This is a genomic window from Paenibacillus sp. sgz302115, assembly GCF_056120445.1.
In genome coordinates this window covers 84,035-100,871 of sequence record NZ_JBVYOK010000012.1, presented here as the reverse complement: position 1 = coordinate 100,871, position 16,837 = coordinate 84,035, and the positions used below count along the sequence as shown (strand labels likewise).

Here is a 16,837-nt window from a genome sequence, read left to right as displayed (position 1 = left end):
AAAGGGCCCTCTCCGCCATATTGCCGTGTGCGGTGGAGAAAGCCCCTTATCTCAACCTCCACTGCTGCAGGTGGTGAAGGATAATTATAGTTTTTGCCGAAGCTGTCCATATTTATGCAGGGCAGCAGAGAATAACGCAGAAATGCAGCACCGGCAGATTGTACAAGACGCGGTTACATCCGAAAGGAGCTTTGCCACAAATGCTAAATATCAATGAAATTCAAGAAATAATCCCCCATCGGCATCCATTTCTGCTGGTGGACAAAATTACCGAAATAGAAATGGGCAAACGGGCTGTTGGCATCAAGAATGTAACGGTGAATGAACCTTTTTTTGCCGGTCATTTTCCAGGTTTTCCGGTGATGCCCGGCGTACTGATCACCGAAGCGCTGGCTCAGGTTGGAGCTGTGGCTATTCTTGGTGTGGAAGCCAACAGAGGAAAGATTGGGTTCCTGGCTGGACTGGACGGATTCCGTTTCCGGGGTCAGGTTGTTCCGGGGGATACGCTTGTGCTTGAAGTGGAGATTACCCGGCTTAAGGGCAGCATTGGAAAAGGCCAAGCTACCGCCAAGGTAGACGGTAAGGTTGTAGCCTCCGGTGAAATTATGTTCGCGCTCAGCTAGCACCTGTTATACAATCATATATCATACATGGAGAAGGAGAGATTTTGATATGACTCAATTAAGCCCAAAAGCCGCAGAAACGCTGTCACGCTGGCTGCAGGACCCTTCCGTTGACGAGAACACAAAGGCGGAGCTGAAACTTCTTGCAAATGAGCCGCAGGAGCTGGAAGAACGGTTCTACAGAGATTTGGAGTTCGGTACAGGTGGTCTGCGCGGGATTATCGGTGCGGGCAGCAACCGGATCAACCGGTATACGGTAGGCAGAGCGACTCAAGGGTTCGCCAATTACATTCTTGAGCAGCATAAGGGAGAAGGCAGACCTTCTGTTGTAATCGCCCATGACTCCCGCCGGTTTTCACCGGAATTCACGCTTGAGGCTGCATTGGTATTAGCCGGAAACGGTATTGAGGCTCATTTGTTCCACTCCTTGCGTTCTACTCCGCAGTTGTCCTTTACGGTCCGTCACCTGAAGGCTACGGGCGGCGTGGTTATTACCGCAAGCCATAATCCTCCTGAGTATAACGGCTACAAAGTATATAATTCCGAGGGAGGACAACTGGTTCCGCATGAAGCGGAGAAGGTGATCTCCCACATCTTGGAGGTTGATTCCTTCAATGGCGTGAAGCGTATTTCCCGTGAAGAAGCAGAGTCTCAGGGACTGCTGCATTGGCTGGGCGATAAAGAGGATGAAGCTTTTACAGATACTGTGGCTGCTGTCAGTGTCGGACGTGAGGAGATCGCTTCTACCCTTGGCCGTGATTTCAAAATTGTCTATACACCGCTGCACGGGACAGGAAATTTGCCGGTCCGCAGTGTGCTTAAGAAAATCGGGTTCACTCATGTTCATGTAGTGCCGCAGCAGGAGCTGCCGGATTCTGAATTCTCCACCGTGAAATCGCCGAATCCCGAAGAGCGTGAGGCTTTTACCATCGCAATGAAGCTTGGGGAGGAGCTGGGTGCTGATCTGCTGATTGGTACAGACCCTGACGCAGACCGCATGGGCGCTGTTGTGCGCGATAATGAGGGCAAGTTCGTTGTGCTGTCCGGCAATCAATCCGGCGCGCTAATGATTCATTACTACCTGAGCCGTCTGCAGGAACAGGGCAAGCTGCCAAGCAACGGAGCTGTCGTCAAAACCATTGTGACAAGCGAAATGGGGGCGGCTGTAGCAGAGCATTATGGCGCCACTGTATTTAATACATTGACTGGCTTCAAATATATCGGGGAGAAAATGACTCAATTCCAGCAGTCCGGTGAATATACGTATCTGTTCGGCTATGAAGAGAGCTACGGTTACCTTGCCGGTAATTATGCCCGTGACAAGGATGCCGTGCTTGCTTCCATGTTGATTGCCGAAGCGGGAGCTTACTACAAAGCACAGGGCAAAACGCTGTATGATGTGCTTCAGGAGCTGTACGAGCAATTCGGCTATTTCCTGGAAAGCCTGGAATCACGTACTCTGAAGGGGAAAGATGGCGTGGCGCAAATTCAGGGAATCATGAGCGATTGGCGCAGCAACCCTCCGCAGGAGATTGCCGGAGCTGCTGTGAGCGAGATTCTGGATTATTCGCTTGGACTAAACGGTCTGCCTAAGGAGAATGTGCTGAAATATTTGCTGTCTGACGGATCATGGTTCTGCCTCCGCCCATCGGGTACAGAGCCAAAAATCAAGGTGTATTTTGCGGTGCGCGGAGAATCCCTCCAGAATGCCAAAGATAAGGTTACAGCGCTCACACAGCAGGTTATGGCGCGTGTTGACGGGAAATAATACAAGTTATTAAGCTTCAAGAAGAAACGGATACAGTCTCTTATTAGGGCGTGCATCCGTTTCTTCTTGAGTCAGCAAGCTGAAGTAATAGAGGAGGTACTTTTGGGTGCAGCAGAAATGGCAACGTTGGAATATAGCTTCGCGGAAGTGGTTATGGATTATTGTGGTGATCGGTGTTATTGCCGCATTGCCGGTCGTCTATGATCGTCTGCAAACGGAGAAATCTTCCAAAACGATTGAATTTGTTTTTGACTACCGTGACCTGGTGGATGCAGCAAGCTACCGGGCGAATCCGCAGGATTACATCTCCCAGCAGCTTGACCGGTTAAAGGCTGCCGGTGTGCAGAGCATGGCGATTTATGAGAACACACTGGATGATTATCGCAAAGCCCGCCGGTTGATGATGTGGGGAGCGACTGATATCGCCAACCTGACGGATTCTGTGATTCCAGAGAACGAGAATTATACGTATATTCTTTTTACCAGTCCGAAAAATAACGAGGTGCTTGCACCGATAATCCGAGATGCCTTCAGCAGCCTGGGAATTGCAACGGAAGACTGGAGCTTCCGCGGGCAGCAGGGGCTTATTGTAAAAACTCCGCTGGAGGATGCCACGCTGAAGCCGCTGCAGCCGGACCCGTTCACGCTGGATATGCTGCATGGTAAAGGCTTTAGCATCGTACCCCGTCTTGTGGACTCATTGCCATATAATGAGGCTGCGGTTACCAAGCTACTCGACCGCTATGAAGAGCTGGGAGTCAAACGCATTCTTTTTGAAGGCGAGTCCGTTAAAGGATTTAATGATGACGCCGATCAAGGCAGCATCACCGCATTTGCCAAGCTTCTAAAAGATCGCGGGATTGGCATTGCTACGATTGAGAATATTAAAGTACAGCAAAAAGGCTTCAATAAATTGGCTTATAAGTTGGATTATAATGTAGCCCGGCTATACTCGCTTAGCGAAGGCGACTCCGGCTTACCTCCGGAAACGATAGCCGACCGTTTTGCGCTTGCTACCAAGGACCGCAATATCCGCATGATTTATCTCAATACAATTCCGTCGCGGGACACCACCAAGGCGCAGATTACCGATACTCTGGATAACCTTGTAACCAGTCTGAGCGAGCCTGGCGGAGCAGTCGACAAGATTAAGGATAACGGGTTCACCTTAGGACAAGCCACCGCCTTTGATGTAGTGGATTCTTCTTATCAGCGGTACTTCAAGCTGGTTGCCGTTATTGGCGCTGTCGCTATGGTAGCCTTGCTTGTTTCTTATTTCATTCCGCTGCTTACTTTGCCGGCCTGGGTGCTTGGTCTTGTCGGCAGCGCGGGGCTGATGCTGGTTAAGCCAGCGCTATTCGAGCAGGCCTTGGCGCTTGCTGTGGCCATTAGTGCGCCTACTGTTGCTACTGTGCTGGCAGTCCGGAAAATTAATGAAATGGGGCCGCCGGTGCGTGGCAACTCGCTGACCTACACAGTTATGGGGCCACGCCGCCGTCTGGTGCACAGCCTTGTGTTGTATATCAAGACAGCGGTAATCTCGCTCAGCGCTGTACCTTTTGTGATTGCGCTGCTGAACAACATCACCTACAGCCTGGTGCTTAATCAGTTCCGGGGGGTTAGTCTGCTTCACTTGGCGCCGATTGCGCTAATCGCCGTATATGTGCTGCTGTACCGTGGAGAGTTTGTCTTTAACAAAACTGGTAAGCTCCTGCGGACACCAATTACATTGGCTTGGGTTATCGTAGCGGGTGTTGTGGGTGTTGTGGGGATGTACTATTTGAGCCGCACCGGCAATAGCGGCAGTGTGAGCGCTCCGGAAAAAATTCTCCGCACCTTTCTTGAAGATACAGTGGGAGTCCGGCCGCGCAACAAAGAGTTCCTGCTGGCTCATCCGCTGTTTATCCTTGGTGCCTTTATGGCCTATAAATATCGGAATGCCGCGTTTATCATGATCATCGCCGTTATCGGCCAGCTTTCAATGGTGGATACCTTCGCCCACATTCACTCTCCAATTCTGATCTCGCTGATTCGAGGATTGCTGGGACTAGGCCTTGGTCTCATCATCGGGCTGATTGCGGTAGGGGTATGGCAGCTTATAGAGGGGTGTTGGAGACGATGGTCGCCGCTTCTCAAAAAATAATCATCTCGGGTTACTACGGTTTCCGCAATAGCGGAGACGAGGCGGTGCTTCAGTCCATTCTGAACGCACTGCAGAAGCATTCGCAGGCTGCGGGTATAATGATTGAACCCGTTGTATTATCCATAGATCCAGAGTGGACAACTGCAACTTACGGTGTAAAGTCCGTTCATCGAATGAAGCTCGGCGAGGTGCGAAATGCAATCAAGGGCAGCGCCGGTCTGATCAGCGGTGGAGGAAGCCTGCTTCAGGATGTGACTAGCAGTAAAAGCATCCCATATTACCTGGGCATCATCAAGCTTGCCCAATGGCTGGGTAAGCCAACTTTTATCTATGCCCAGGGTATAGGCCCGGTTAACCGCAAGCTGTTCCACCCATTGATCAAGTCCGTGTTTCGCAAATGCGCTTATGTATCTGTGCGGGACGAGCAGTCCCGCCAGCTGCTGCAAACTATGGGATTAAGCGGAAACCAGATTGAAGTTGTTCCCGATCCGGTTATGGGCTTGAATCTGCCGGAAGACAGCGGGGCTTCCAGCCGGACAACTGACCTGGAAATCCAGGCTCAGCAAACTGTCGGAATATCAGTGCGTTTCTGGGAACAGTCCCGCAAGGAACTGGATGCTTTGGCTGAAGGCTTGCTGAAGGCCTGTGCACAGTCGCCGCTTCATCTGCGGTTTCTGCCTTTTCACCATCCTTCAGATAATGAAGCCTCCCGCTATATGATGCTGAAGCTGGAGAAGGAAATATCCGGGCTAGGCGGGACACTCAGTATTTGTGAGGATGCTCTTCATCCGCAGCAGATGCTCCGAGAGGTGGGACAATGTGATGTATTGATTGGGATGCGCCTGCATAGCCTGATCTATGCCGCAGGAAGACGAGTTCCCCTCATCGGCATTTCTTATGACCCGAAGATTGACCATTTTCTGGAGAGGGTTGGCTGCCAGCCTATCGGTACAACTGCTGCCCTGGACAGCAATAGAGTTGCCACCGAAGTGGTTCAGCTTTTGGAGTCAGGTGAGGAATGGAAGCGTAAGCGGGAGCCGCAGATTGCTTCTTTGGCTGAGCAGGCTGAGGCTCCGGCCCGCCAGATTATTGAATATTTCCACCGTAAAGGGTGATTGATAAGTGAAAGCAGATAGTAGGGTACCCACTGTGCCAATCTTTGGCATCCGGGTTTCAAAAGTAGATATGAAGGCCACTGTCTCCTATTTGACGGAAGCGGTAAAAAACCGTGAGCCGCATCAGGTGATTACAGCTAACCCGATTATGGTTATGACCGCTCTGGATAACCCCGCTTATATGGAAATTATGAAGTCGGCGGAGCTGGTGGTGCCGGACGGAACAGGGGTTGTATGGGCAGCAGAGTATTGCCACGATCCTGTGGCTGAACGTGTAGCAGGCTTTGATCTTTTACATGAATTGCTGCATCAAGGCGAAAGCTATAACTGGAAGGTATATCTGCTGGGTTCTACACCTGAAGTGGTCCGTGAGACGGCTACCCGGCTGCAATCCCAATATCCAGGTATCACTATTGCGGGGTATCATGACGGATTTTTTGGACCGGAAGCGGATGAAGAAATCTTGAATAAGATTATCCAGGCTCAACCTGATCTGCTCTTTGTCGCCAGAGGAGCTGATAGCCAGGAGCCTTGGATTGCCAAATATAAATCCCGGCTGAACATCCCGGTTATGATGGGCGTTGGCGGAAGCTTTGATGTAATATCGGGCAAGAGCCGCCGGGCTCCAAAAGCCTTCCAAAAACTCCGTGCAGAGTGGTTATACCGTCTTCTCAAGGAACCAACCCGGTACAAAAGAATGCTTGCGCTGCCGAAATTCGCAGTAAAAGTGCTGCGTGAGAAAGATAAAGTGACAAAAGTTTAGCGAAATACGGATATTTACCGTGAAAATCCCTTCAGCAGCCTAAAAACGGAATTGGAATTTGTTTTTACTTCAGCGTATAATTCAATGCGGTAGAGAAATGGAGGTCGACTGATCAAATGCTTATCATATACATCGCCGGATTTATAGTGTGCATGGGACTTGCACTGCTTTTGACACCAGTGGTGAAGAAATTCGCTATCAAGATTGGTGCAACGGATGTGCCGAATGCCCGTAAAGTGCATACTAAAATTATGCCCCGCCTTGGCGGATTAGGTATTTTTCTGGCGTTTGTGCTCGGCCTGCTTGCCGTATTGCCGATCATTCCTTACGAGTTTACTACGCGAGAGGCTAATTTTATCAAAGCGCTGCTGTCAGGTGGCGGACTGATCGTTCTTATCGGCGGGCTGGATGACCGGTTCGAGCTTTCGGCAAAGGTGAAATTGCTGGGCCAGATTGCTGCGGCCTGTATCGTTGTTTTCGGTTTTGGAATTACTGTTGATTTCGTTAACATTCCATTTCATAATACGTATTCCTCTTTGGAGAGCTGGATTGCCATTCCGCTCACAATCTTTTGGATTGTCGGTGTTACGAATGCCGTTAACCTGATTGACGGGTTGGACGGGCTTGCTGCGGGTGTGTCCGGTATAGCGATTGCTACAATTGCAGTAATGGCATTTTTGATGGGCAACACTATGGTTGCACTTCTTTGTCTGCTGCTGCTGGGCAGTATTGTAGGCTTTTTGTTCTTTAACTTTCATCCTGCCAAAATATTTATGGGCGACACTGGCTCGCTATTTTTGGGCTTTTGCTTAGCGCTGCTTGCCCTGCTTGGCTTCAAACAAATTGCAGTTGTATCGTTTATAACACCACTTTTAATTATTGGAGTTCCGTTATCGGATACCTTTTTTGCCATCATTCGGCGGAAGCTGCAGAAGAAACCGATTTTTGCCCCGGATAAAGGCCATCTGCATCACTGTCTGCGCGAGCTTGGCTTTAGCCACCGCCAAACGGTGCTGATTATTTACGGTATTGCCGCTTTCTTTGGAGTGTTGGCTGTTATTCAGACATCTGCGTCTCTGAACGAAGCGAACTGGGTTACCTTTGTGGTAATTTGCGTGATGCTCTTCTTCCTGCAGATTGGGGCGGAGATCACTGGAGTCATCAGCAAGACCAAACGTCCTGTGCTGGACTTCCTCCTAAGAATGCGAATGAAGCTGAGTCCGGAGCGCGGTTCCAAATCGTAACAGGCTATAATAGGCATCGTGCTATTATCTTCCTTCTCTGACAAAACTCATCCTTTTCAGGATGAGTTTTTTGCTTTTTTTCTAAAAAATTCTGTGGTAATGACCGATAAAGAAAAAAGTGAAGAATAACGAGAATATATACTCAAAGGAGAGATATACACATGTTACGCTTTAAGAGACCATTCGTATGGCTGCTGCTGGCGGCTCTGATCGTTTCTATGTTTCCAGGCAACTATACGCCCATAGCGGCAGCAGCGACCACGACTTACTTCAGTCCGGATGATCTCACGCTACGGAATACAGCGGCACTGCAAATGGAAGTCGACGGTTCTATCACAAGAGACACTGTATACAAGACAAGTGCTCCCAATTTTTCCATTACGGGTACATATGCACAGGTAACAGCCTCTACTATGAAGGTTACTGTGCAGCAGATGACCCAGAGTGGGGGGAAATGGGTTACCGATGAAACACATACAACAACTGGTGCAGTAACCACCGACACAACAAACCCGGATAACCGGTTTATCGCAAGTGGACTAACATTGTTTACAGGTTTTAATAAAATCACCTTCTCAGGGATGCAAGGCTCCTTGCAGCGCTCTGAATCATTTTATGTTCTTTATGATAAGGTTCCCTTTATTTCGTCTCTTCAGGTGCTTGGAGGCGGCCCTACTGCCATCAATTTGAATGAAGGTACTAAGGTTGTTGTGCCGAACCAGCAGATTACACTTCAGGGTAAAGTAACGAATGCTACGAAGGTAGGCGTATCCCTGAACGGGGGCTCTTCTATGCAGACCTCTCTGCTTGAGGATGGAACCTTCTTCACCCCGGCGCTAACGTTGAAGTCTGGAGAGAATACACTGGACATCGTAGTGCAGAATGCGGCTGACTCAATTTCAATCAAACGCTCGGTATATTATTTTGATACCAATAAGCCATTTACTGATTTGAGAATCCTACACGGCAAAACAGCAAGCGCTAAAGACATGGCTTATAATATACTTGATAACGTTCCTACACTGACAGCACCAGACACCACTGCCAATATTATTGGGCAAGTGCTTTTGCCTTATAATGCGAGTACCAAGTCCTTTGAAGATGATCATGAAGTGAAGATTAATGACACAGTGGTTCCGGTCAATGTGCTCGACTCTTATACAATCGAAGCTGATGGTGGAGTGAATTTAGGTTCTGGTACATCACCACAAAAAGAAATTATTATACCGGCCCCAGATGGTGTAACCCCTCAGTACCGTCTGGTTACCTTTCAGGCCACTGCTCCGTTTACACTTACTGCAGGAACATCCACTGTAACTGTGGGAATCAAGTACGGGACCTATAATACGTCGGTAAAAGAATCCTATAAATATTTACCGAACGAGACCGCTATTACGGATATGTACTATTTGTCTGGATATAACGGCGAGGCTGTTGCCAGTACCGCACTTTCTAAACTGGCTTTAAACGGTGCACAGGTTGAGAAGCCTAATTTTTACATTCTGGTCAAGTCAAGCGCTAAACCGACCAAAGATTTGGTGGCTTCTTACTTGCCTTTAGGTGCTGCACTTACATTGGAAAAACAGACTAGTGTTACGGGACTGGCAGATAATGAGGTCATTTATAAGGTTGTTGGGTTCTCCAATGGACAACAGAAGGTGAAATTTCAATATCCAGGATCGCAATCCTTCTATAATGCAGACATTGCTTATGTCTCCAAGAACTACATTTATGTAGCCAACTTGAACGATGGCCAGACATATACATTTAGCTCGGCGAATGCAGCCAATATTTTGCCGATATCAGGTGAGTACATTGGTTTCGAAAATATTAGTAATGCGCAGTTTTTTGTCAACGGAATTTCGAATGATAAGCTGACTACGCCGATTACGAAATTTAAGCCGACGGATGATCCGAAATTCTCCTTTGATTTGCCAATAAAAGCAGATGGGCCATTGGTTTACGGAGAGAACAAGATTGTTTTTGTCGGGACCTCTATGGATAATGTAGGGAATAAGAGGGAAGTACGTAAAGAGCTGAAGATCTATATCGTAGACACCAATGTTTCTAATCTTTCACAATTTCACCCTAAATTATCCAAAGGGAGAGCCTCGTTAACCCATACTGATATCAAGGAGTACACCGAGAAGGAACTGAATGATATCTTGGGATTGACTTCGGAATTTACCTATAAGGACGAAAAGTTTATTACTAGTCAAACCAGCTATGATATCGTCCTAAGAGGTGGAGCGGCAACCAAGCTGAACCTATATCAGGGCTCGGAGCTGTTTCTTTCCTTAGATAATGCGGTTCTGGGAAGTACGTCGGCTAAGAAAGGGCCGGTACCATTTGATTTTAAAGGAAAAACATACTACTATGATTTCGTTGGCAGCAGCACAGATTTCATTCTGCGGATTATGGATATTCCGGCTGAAACAGCAGGCAGCATCGTCTATAACCTGGAGTTGATCAATGAAACCGGTGCGCGCACTAATCAACGTATGGAAGTGGAACGGCAAGTTTCCGCATACCGCATCCTGTCTCCGGTAGCAACGGTTGGAACACAGATTGTCGTCAACAAAAACTTTGTCCGCTTTGATATTGAGGCCGAAGGTGCAACTAAAGTCATGATTGATAAGTTTGAAGCTGTAAAGCGCACAGATTTACCGAACAGATTCACTCTGGATTATGTGGGATTGAAGCCGGATAAGGCTACAGCAATCAAAATTCAGATCGTGCGTGCCGGTTCAACTTTAAATGATACAATTAACGTGTATTACGCAAGTGCAGTACAAATAGACACGCAGTTCATGGCTGAGAAGGTGGCAGCTAAATATAGCGTATTCAACAAGGCACTGGAGCTGACGTTCCCGAAAGGAACCTTAATGAAAGGCTACACCACTTCAGGGGCGGCTAAATACTATCCGGATACCAAGCTGCTGTTCGGTATTGCAGACCCGGTAGATGGTGTCGTTGAACGCAAAAATGACTACGGAAATACGATTAACGTAGATGCCGATGCCCGCACACCAGGAGGCCTTAGCACATTGCTGATCCCTTCTGATCTGGTATTGCGGTTCAACTCAACAGTGGAAACTAATAATTTTTCCCGGGTATCTGATATTTATTGGCTCAGCGGCGGACTTGGAGAAAAAGGTATTAAAGGCGATGCTCTTTATAAGCCGGCTACCAATGGTATTGCGCCATACTCGATAGAAGGCAACTTTACACAAATCGAGGCTGAACGCAAAATCGTTCCTTCTCAGCGGGGAAAACTCACACTAACGTTTAATCCGAACATTGTAGATGAGGTAGGTACTTCAATTACAGTGTTCCGTTATACAGACTCGGGACAGTGGGAGAACATCGGCGGTGAGGTTGATACGAAGAAACATACGATTACAGTGCCATTCGATCAATTTGGTTACTACACGGTTATGAAGCTGCGCCGCGGGTATTCAGACATCACCAACCATCCTTGGGCAAGAAATATTCTTAATGGACTCTACTCCAAAGGAATTATGGAGAATCTGCGCTTTGACCAATTTGGAGCGGATGATACAACAACACGTGGTGAATTCGCTACTCTGCTGGTCAAAGGGCTGAACATTCCGTTGAACTATAATAACAGCCAGCAAACCTTCTTTGATATTGTACCGGAGGCAGTTTCAACCACATGGGATTTCAAACATATTGAGACAGCCGCGAGAGCAGGGATCATTACGGGCTTAAGTGACGGATTCTTCGGCCCGGACCAGCCACTGACAAGAGAACAGGGTGCGGTAATGATTGCAAGAGCGCTGAAGCTAAAAATGTCTTTGAACGATGCCAAGCTGCTAACCAGTCTTAGCAAGTCGTTTGTCGATTCAGGCAGCATGGACTTCTATTCGAGACCGGCCATCGAGGCAGTATCCAAAGCGAAGATCATGGAAGGCAGCGCAGTAACAATTTCTGGCCAAACCAAGCCTGTATATAATTTCAATCCAAAGGGCAAGCTGACTAGAGCGGAAGCGGGGAAAATTGCCGTGGCTCTATTACAGAAGAGCACGAGTATCTTCCCGAAAAACTTCAACTAATGCTGCAATAGTACAGCAGGTCCGCGAAAACTGTTCGCGGACCTGTTCTTTTGTAATAAAATTACATACCGCTGACATTAACTTTGTATTCTGCATCGTTTTAAGTTACAATAACTTAGAAAATATTATTTTCTGAAAGGTGAAAGCCATCGATGAAGCCGATTTTATCAAAAGCACAGCTGGATTACATGAAAGCCAAAAATTCGTTTGAGAATAGAGCAAAGGTTATGGAGAAGGAGATTGCCGCAAAACGGGCGCTGCAGGAAATTACACAGGAGCTTATGGAAGAACTTGTACAGGCTACAGGGTTCCATGACGCATACAATGATCTTGTAATTGCCGAGAATGCTTTGATTGAGTGGTCCCATGCCACAATCAAGCACGAGAAGAGCTACCGTGAGAATCGCGGGGCAATAGATGCCATGTATGAGAATGTAAATTCCAGTCCTGAGAAACGTCAGGAATTGATCCAACTTTCGATGAAGATCCGTTAGTCCATAGCTATAGAAAAAAGCGCCGGAGACGGTGCTTTTTTGTTTGTACGCCCAGCATGGGCGTTATCTCTAGGGTGAAAGTCCCGAGCGGGGGCTGGCAAGCGCCTACCGTTAGCCAAGAGCAGGGTGTCCGCCGTGAGGCGGAATCTGAAGGAAGCTGGAGGCAAAAGCACGGCCTGAGGTATACGAACCCAATTTTAGGTGGTTACAGCCGGATAAGTCACCAAATCAAGACGAAATCCTAAGCTGCCAAAGGCTGCAGCCGTAAACTTGGGCAGGCGTGGGCAGAAAGATGACGTTCTTATCTGGGGAGGCCAGCTGGATACGCAAGAAAAAAACTTGTAACCGTAGCCGAGAGGCTGCGCTGAACCAGCAGGAGTCAGCAGAGGCCATAGTACGTGCGTGGCAGCATGATCATCAGGTGGGTTAAAGTCCCGCTGAGCACCGGACTAGGGGGCTCATATCCAAACTCGTGGGGAACGCCTCGGGGGCTGGTATTTTTTTTACTGGAGGGCAGGGCGTCTGCCGCGAGGCAGAGTCTGAAGGGTTGGAAGTACCAGGCTGTAGTGAAACGGGGCTACCCGAACTCGCGAACCGGTCGGCCTAAGATGGGGCAAGGTCGAGTCTGCACTATGGAGACGAAGGCGTTCTAGTCCACCCATCGTACCAAGGTGTGTGCGGGCGGCATGGTACGGAAGATGACGTTGTGACCCACGGAGACCTCGTCGTGTCTGAATCGAGTGCACCTGCAGGACGAGTGGATAAACAAAGTCGAAGCGGTCGCGCCGCACCTGCCGCTCCAAAAGAATGCGTGGCAGTTTCAGTAATGGATGCTATAAGGAAACCCTGAAGTGAATACCGGACGCATGGCGAGAAGTCGGAGAGCTGCATACTACTTACGATCGGACGAACAACAGAAACGTCCGGATTAGTCACTATGGTGTGACTGGCTTCTGTTTACCCAAAAGGCGAACTAGAAGGGGAAGGCGGCTCGCTTTATGGAGATCGGAACTGGCATGAGTTTCGTGAGTAAGCGGCAAGGGAGGAATATTCCCTAAGTGAAAGACCCAAAACTTGCAGGCGGAGGATACGAAGCACATGAAAGCAGAAGGCACAGGACGAAAGGTTCATTCATTAATCGACAAAGTGTATCACCGAACAAACCTGGAAATCGCATGGGAAACAGTGAGGGCAAACGAAGGCAGTGGCGGAACTGACAAGGTCACCATCCCGGCCTTCCAAGCCGTAGCCGAGGTGGAGCTAGAGAGGCTGCACGAAGAACTGAAATAAGGGACATACCGACCGGTGCAGGCCAGACGGATTCACATTCCAAAGAAAGGGTAGCCTCATGAGAAGCGTCCGCTCGGAATCCCGGCGATAAGTGACAGAGTCTGTCAGCAAGCGCTGAAAAACAGGTTGGAACCTATCTTCGAATCCTTGTTCAGTGAATGCAGTTTCGGATACCGTCCGGGTAGCTCAACTCACCAAGCTATGCGGAAGATTTACCGCGAGATGATGGACGGGTGTGAATGGATTGTGGACGCAGACCTGCGGGATTTCTTTGGGACGGTTCATCACGAACCGCTGGTCGACAGGATTGTGGAGCAAGTAAGTGATGGTAGAATTCTCAAATTGGTCAGACAAATGCTCGAAGCTGGTACATGGAAGGTGGGAAGAAATACGGGACACCGAGCGGTACGCCGCAAGGTGGCGTAGTGAGTCCACTGTTTAGTAACATTTATCTGAATCGACCATAAAATGAAGGACAGAGGGTACCGACTGACGCGCTTCGCTGACCGTCTTTGAACTCATCGACTCCATAAACCCCGTTATACGAGGGTGGGGCAATTATTTCCGGAAAGCCCACGTGAGAAAGCTTTTCAACCGACTCCAACGCTGGATCATAAGGCGGATATGGAGTCATCGGTTCAAACGCTGGCGCAACGCGGGGTGGAAAAGACTGCCGGAATTCATTCTCTACTCCGAGTACAGATTGGTAAATCTCTTGACATTAATCCCGGATTTGAACCTACGAACTGCACCCAAAGGGTGACATGAAGGAAAGCGGATTGCGGGAAAACTGCACGATCCGTTTGATCGAGCGGACGGAGAAAGGCGCAAGCCGACCTCCTTCGACTCTACAAGTAAGCTGTTGCAACAGCTTACGGAAGGGCTGAACCGAAAGGAGAGAGGAAACCGATGCGTTCGTATGAAGAGCAACGACAGCCGAATATCTCTCAAGAGAGTTGCCAGCAAAGAGAAGCGGTGAAGCAGTCAGGGTATGCTGGAGCGAATACTCGAAGGGGATAACCTTCGGCTCGCTTGCAAACGAGTGGTTCAAAACGGAGGAGCACCCAGTGTGGACAATGTAACGGTAGCGAATCTACAAGCTTACTTGAAAGCACATTGGGAGACGGTGAAAGCCGAGCTTCTGACGGGAACCTATAGACCTGCGCCAGTCAAACGGGTGGAAATCCCCAAACTCGGAGGCGGTGTACCGCTGTTAGGGATCCCGACCGTAATGGACCGTTTTCTCCAGCAAGCACTTCTACAAGTCATGAACCCGATTTTTGACGCGCAATTTCCTGGTATAGCTACGGCTTTCGCACGGGGAAGAGTGGTAATGACGCAATCAAGCAAGCGCAAAGATATATCCAAAACGGCCTAAGGTGGGTCGCGGATTTGGATATGGAAAAATTCTTTGGTGCGCCTAGGTAAGCTGGGTGCTTTCAGTGGGTGCAATTCCCACTCGGGCAAAGGGAATGAGCCACCCTACCCGAAATCGAGTCTTGAGCACGTAAAGGTAACGATACGGGTTAAGCGTAGACAGAGCGACGTCCAGGCCGTAACGCAAGTGAAGCGATAGAGCCTCGTGAGATGTCCGGGGGCCGACAAGGTCGAAAACTTGGAAGGCTATAGTAGATTTCCGTAAAAGGCGAGGGAATCGGAGACCCCGGCGGGGTCTGAGAGCACGGCATGGCGGAAATGGAAGCATCACGGAACTAGGGAGATCCATCGCGGTCTTCGCGAAAAAAAAAAATGCGGAGTACGCCGACTGAAAGGACCATCCATAGGAGAGTGGATGCCGCGGTGGAAGTCGGACCTGTTGGTAGTACTCGGAGCGCGGGAAAGCCGCGTACAGGGGGAAGCGGCAGGACAGAGTAAGCTCTTAACAGCGAAACATACCCCACACACAGAGGTGGACATCGTATGTCAACACAACTGGCTAAGATAGCAGAGAAAGCTCGGCAAGATAAGAAAATCCGCTTTACGTCACTGGCGCATCTCATGACATCTGAGTTTCTGCAAGAGACCTGGGGGATGATGAACCGCAGAGGGGCGAGCGGAGTCGATGGGGAAACAACGAAGGAATTTGAAGCGAATCTTGAAGAACGGACAGAAGACCTGTGGCAGCGGCTCAGACAAAATCGTTATCAAGCTCCGCCCGTAAGGCGAATGGACATTCCAAAAGGGAATGGGAAAACGAGGCCACTCGGTATTCCGACAGTAGAAGACCGACTGGTACAGCGGGCAGTAACGAGAATTGTAGAGTCCGTCTTTGAACAGGATTTTCTGGGACTGTCCTACGGATTCCGCCCGGGAAGAAACCCGCATATGGCGCTTAAAGCGCTCAGAACTTGCATCGTAACGAAGAAAGTCAGACATGTATTTGAAGCGGATATTCGTGGGTACTTCAATCATATCAACCACAAATGGCTGATGAAGATGGTTAAGCAACGTATAGCCGATCCGGCCATTTTACGTCTCATCGGAAAATGGTTGCGGGCAGGAGTCATGCAACACGGCGTGGTCACACGAAATGAGGAAGGCACGCCACAAGGAGGACCGATTAGTCCTCTGCTTGCGAACATCTATCTGCACTATGTTCTAGACCTCTGGTTCAAGAAAAGGTTCAAAAAGTGCGTACAAGGAGAAGCCTATCTCATCCGTTTTGCGGATGATTACGTCGCGTGTTTCGAATACGAGCGAGACGCTGAAAATTTCCAAACGCTGTTAAACGAAAGGATGAAGAAATTCAGCCTGGAGTTAGCAGAAGAAAAGACGCGTCTCATGATCTTTGGACGATTTGCAAAGGAAAGAAAAGCGGAATTCAGGGAAAAACCAGACACCTTCGACTTCCTGGGTTTCAAACATGTCTGTGGAGTGGGACGCAAAGGTGAATTCGCGCTCATACGGATTCCAAGCGTAAAGAGTATCCGAAAATTCTCAGAGCGAGTTGGAACCTGGCTAAAAGCACACCGACACTGGAAAAGACGAGACCAACAAAAGCAACTGACCCGAATGTTACAAGGTTTCTACCAGTATTTCGCACTGTACCACTGTGACTATAAGCTGCATAGTTTGAAACGGCAAGTGGAACGACAGTGGATACGGGTGCTACGAAGAAGGAGCCAGAGACATCGGTTGTACTGGTCTTACTTGAGGAACAGGGACTGGTTTAGATTGCCGGAACCGAAGTTACTCCATCCAACAATCTGACGAGAAAAAAAAAAAAATCTGTGAACGACTCTGGGGAGCCCGATGCGGGAAATCCGCACGTCGGGTTCTGATTGGGGCTGACGGCACAAGGAAAAAAAAATCCGAGGCCGT

At 48.9% G+C, this 16,837-nt stretch carries 13 protein-coding genes; all 13 read left to right on the top strand.

All coding sequences use genetic code 11. From position 1 onward, the window contains the following. The first annotated feature begins 200 nt into the window (after positions 1-200). Positions 201-623: a 3-hydroxyacyl-ACP dehydratase FabZ gene (fabZ, locus tag AC0LWN_RS21045; protein WP_458966006.1), complete on the top strand. Its 423-nt coding sequence runs from the start codon at positions 201-203 to the stop codon at positions 621-623. A 49-nt stretch (positions 624-672) separates the two neighbouring features. Continuing rightward, positions 673-2,391 (top strand): phospho-sugar mutase, encoded by a 1,719-nt coding sequence (locus AC0LWN_RS21040; RefSeq protein ID WP_474668744.1) that lies wholly within the window; start codon positions 673-675, stop codon positions 2,389-2,391. Positions 2,392-2,497: 106 nt separating this feature from the next. Further along, positions 2,498-4,534, top strand: coding sequence for a DUF5693 family protein (locus AC0LWN_RS21035; protein ID WP_474668742.1), 2,037 nt, complete (start codon positions 2,498-2,500; stop codon positions 4,532-4,534). Next, positions 4,510-5,649, top strand: coding sequence for a polysaccharide pyruvyl transferase CsaB (gene csaB / locus AC0LWN_RS21030; protein ID WP_474668909.1), 1,140 nt, complete (start codon positions 4,510-4,512; stop codon positions 5,647-5,649). Before AC0LWN_RS21035 ends, csaB begins: the two co-directional genes overlap by 25 nt. 7 nt (positions 5,650-5,656) lie before the next feature. After that, a complete protein-coding gene (locus AC0LWN_RS21025) occupies positions 5,657-6,412 on the top strand; it encodes a WecB/TagA/CpsF family glycosyltransferase (protein ID WP_474668740.1) in 756 nt (251 codons plus the stop codon). Between the two features lie 116 nt (positions 6,413-6,528). Next, positions 6,529-7,656: a glycosyltransferase family 4 protein gene (locus tag AC0LWN_RS21020; RefSeq protein WP_474668738.1), complete on the top strand. Its 1,128-nt coding sequence runs from the start codon at positions 6,529-6,531 to the stop codon at positions 7,654-7,656. A 161-nt stretch (positions 7,657-7,817) separates the two neighbouring features. After that, positions 7,818-11,732: an S-layer homology domain-containing protein gene (locus tag AC0LWN_RS21015; protein WP_474668736.1), complete on the top strand. Its 3,915-nt coding sequence runs from the start codon at positions 7,818-7,820 to the stop codon at positions 11,730-11,732. Positions 11,733-11,884: 152 nt separating this feature from the next. Then, positions 11,885-12,226: a hypothetical protein gene (locus AC0LWN_RS21010; protein WP_458966013.1), complete on the top strand. Its 342-nt coding sequence runs from the start codon at positions 11,885-11,887 to the stop codon at positions 12,224-12,226. 1,098 nt (positions 12,227-13,324) lie between these two features. After that, complete coding sequence (locus AC0LWN_RS21005) at positions 13,325-13,516, top strand: hypothetical protein (protein WP_474668734.1); 192 nt, start codon at positions 13,325-13,327, stop codon at positions 13,514-13,516. Positions 13,517-13,594: 78 nt separating this feature from the next. Then, complete coding sequence (locus AC0LWN_RS21000; RefSeq protein ID WP_474668907.1) at positions 13,595-13,942, top strand: reverse transcriptase domain-containing protein; 348 nt, start codon at positions 13,595-13,597, stop codon at positions 13,940-13,942. A gap of 76 nt (positions 13,943-14,018) precedes the next feature. Continuing rightward, positions 14,019-14,279, top strand: a complete 261-nt coding sequence (locus AC0LWN_RS20995; RefSeq protein ID WP_474668905.1) for a group II intron maturase-specific domain-containing protein — start codon at positions 14,019-14,021, stop codon at positions 14,277-14,279. 306 nt (positions 14,280-14,585) lie between these two features. After that, positions 14,586-14,894, top strand: coding sequence for a hypothetical protein (locus AC0LWN_RS20990; RefSeq protein ID WP_474668732.1), 309 nt, complete (start codon positions 14,586-14,588; stop codon positions 14,892-14,894). 542 nt (positions 14,895-15,436) lie between these two features. Next, positions 15,437-16,726 (top strand): group II intron reverse transcriptase/maturase, encoded by a 1,290-nt coding sequence (gene ltrA / locus AC0LWN_RS20985; protein WP_474668730.1) that lies wholly within the window; start codon positions 15,437-15,439, stop codon positions 16,724-16,726. The last annotated feature ends 111 nt before the right edge of the window (positions 16,727-16,837 follow it).

Coding starts and splice junctions, on each gene's coding strand:
- ltrA (WP_474668730.1), top strand. CDS start 15,437: ATGTCAACACAACTGGCTAAGATAGCAGAGAAAGCTCGGCAAGATAAG.
- AC0LWN_RS21005 (WP_474668734.1), top strand. CDS start 13,325: ATGAAAGCAGAAGGCACAGGACGAAAGGTTCATTCATTAATCGACAAA.
- AC0LWN_RS21020 (WP_474668738.1), top strand. CDS start 6,529: ATGCTTATCATATACATCGCCGGATTTATAGTGTGCATGGGACTTGCA.
- AC0LWN_RS21040 (WP_474668744.1), top strand. CDS start 673: ATGACTCAATTAAGCCCAAAAGCCGCAGAAACGCTGTCACGCTGGCTG.
- AC0LWN_RS21010 (WP_458966013.1), top strand. CDS start 11,885: ATGAAGCCGATTTTATCAAAAGCACAGCTGGATTACATGAAAGCCAAA.
- fabZ (WP_458966006.1), top strand. CDS start 201: ATGCTAAATATCAATGAAATTCAAGAAATAATCCCCCATCGGCATCCA.
- csaB (WP_474668909.1), top strand. CDS start 4,510: ATGGTCGCCGCTTCTCAAAAAATAATCATCTCGGGTTACTACGGTTTC.
- AC0LWN_RS21015 (WP_474668736.1), top strand. CDS start 7,818: ATGTTACGCTTTAAGAGACCATTCGTATGGCTGCTGCTGGCGGCTCTG.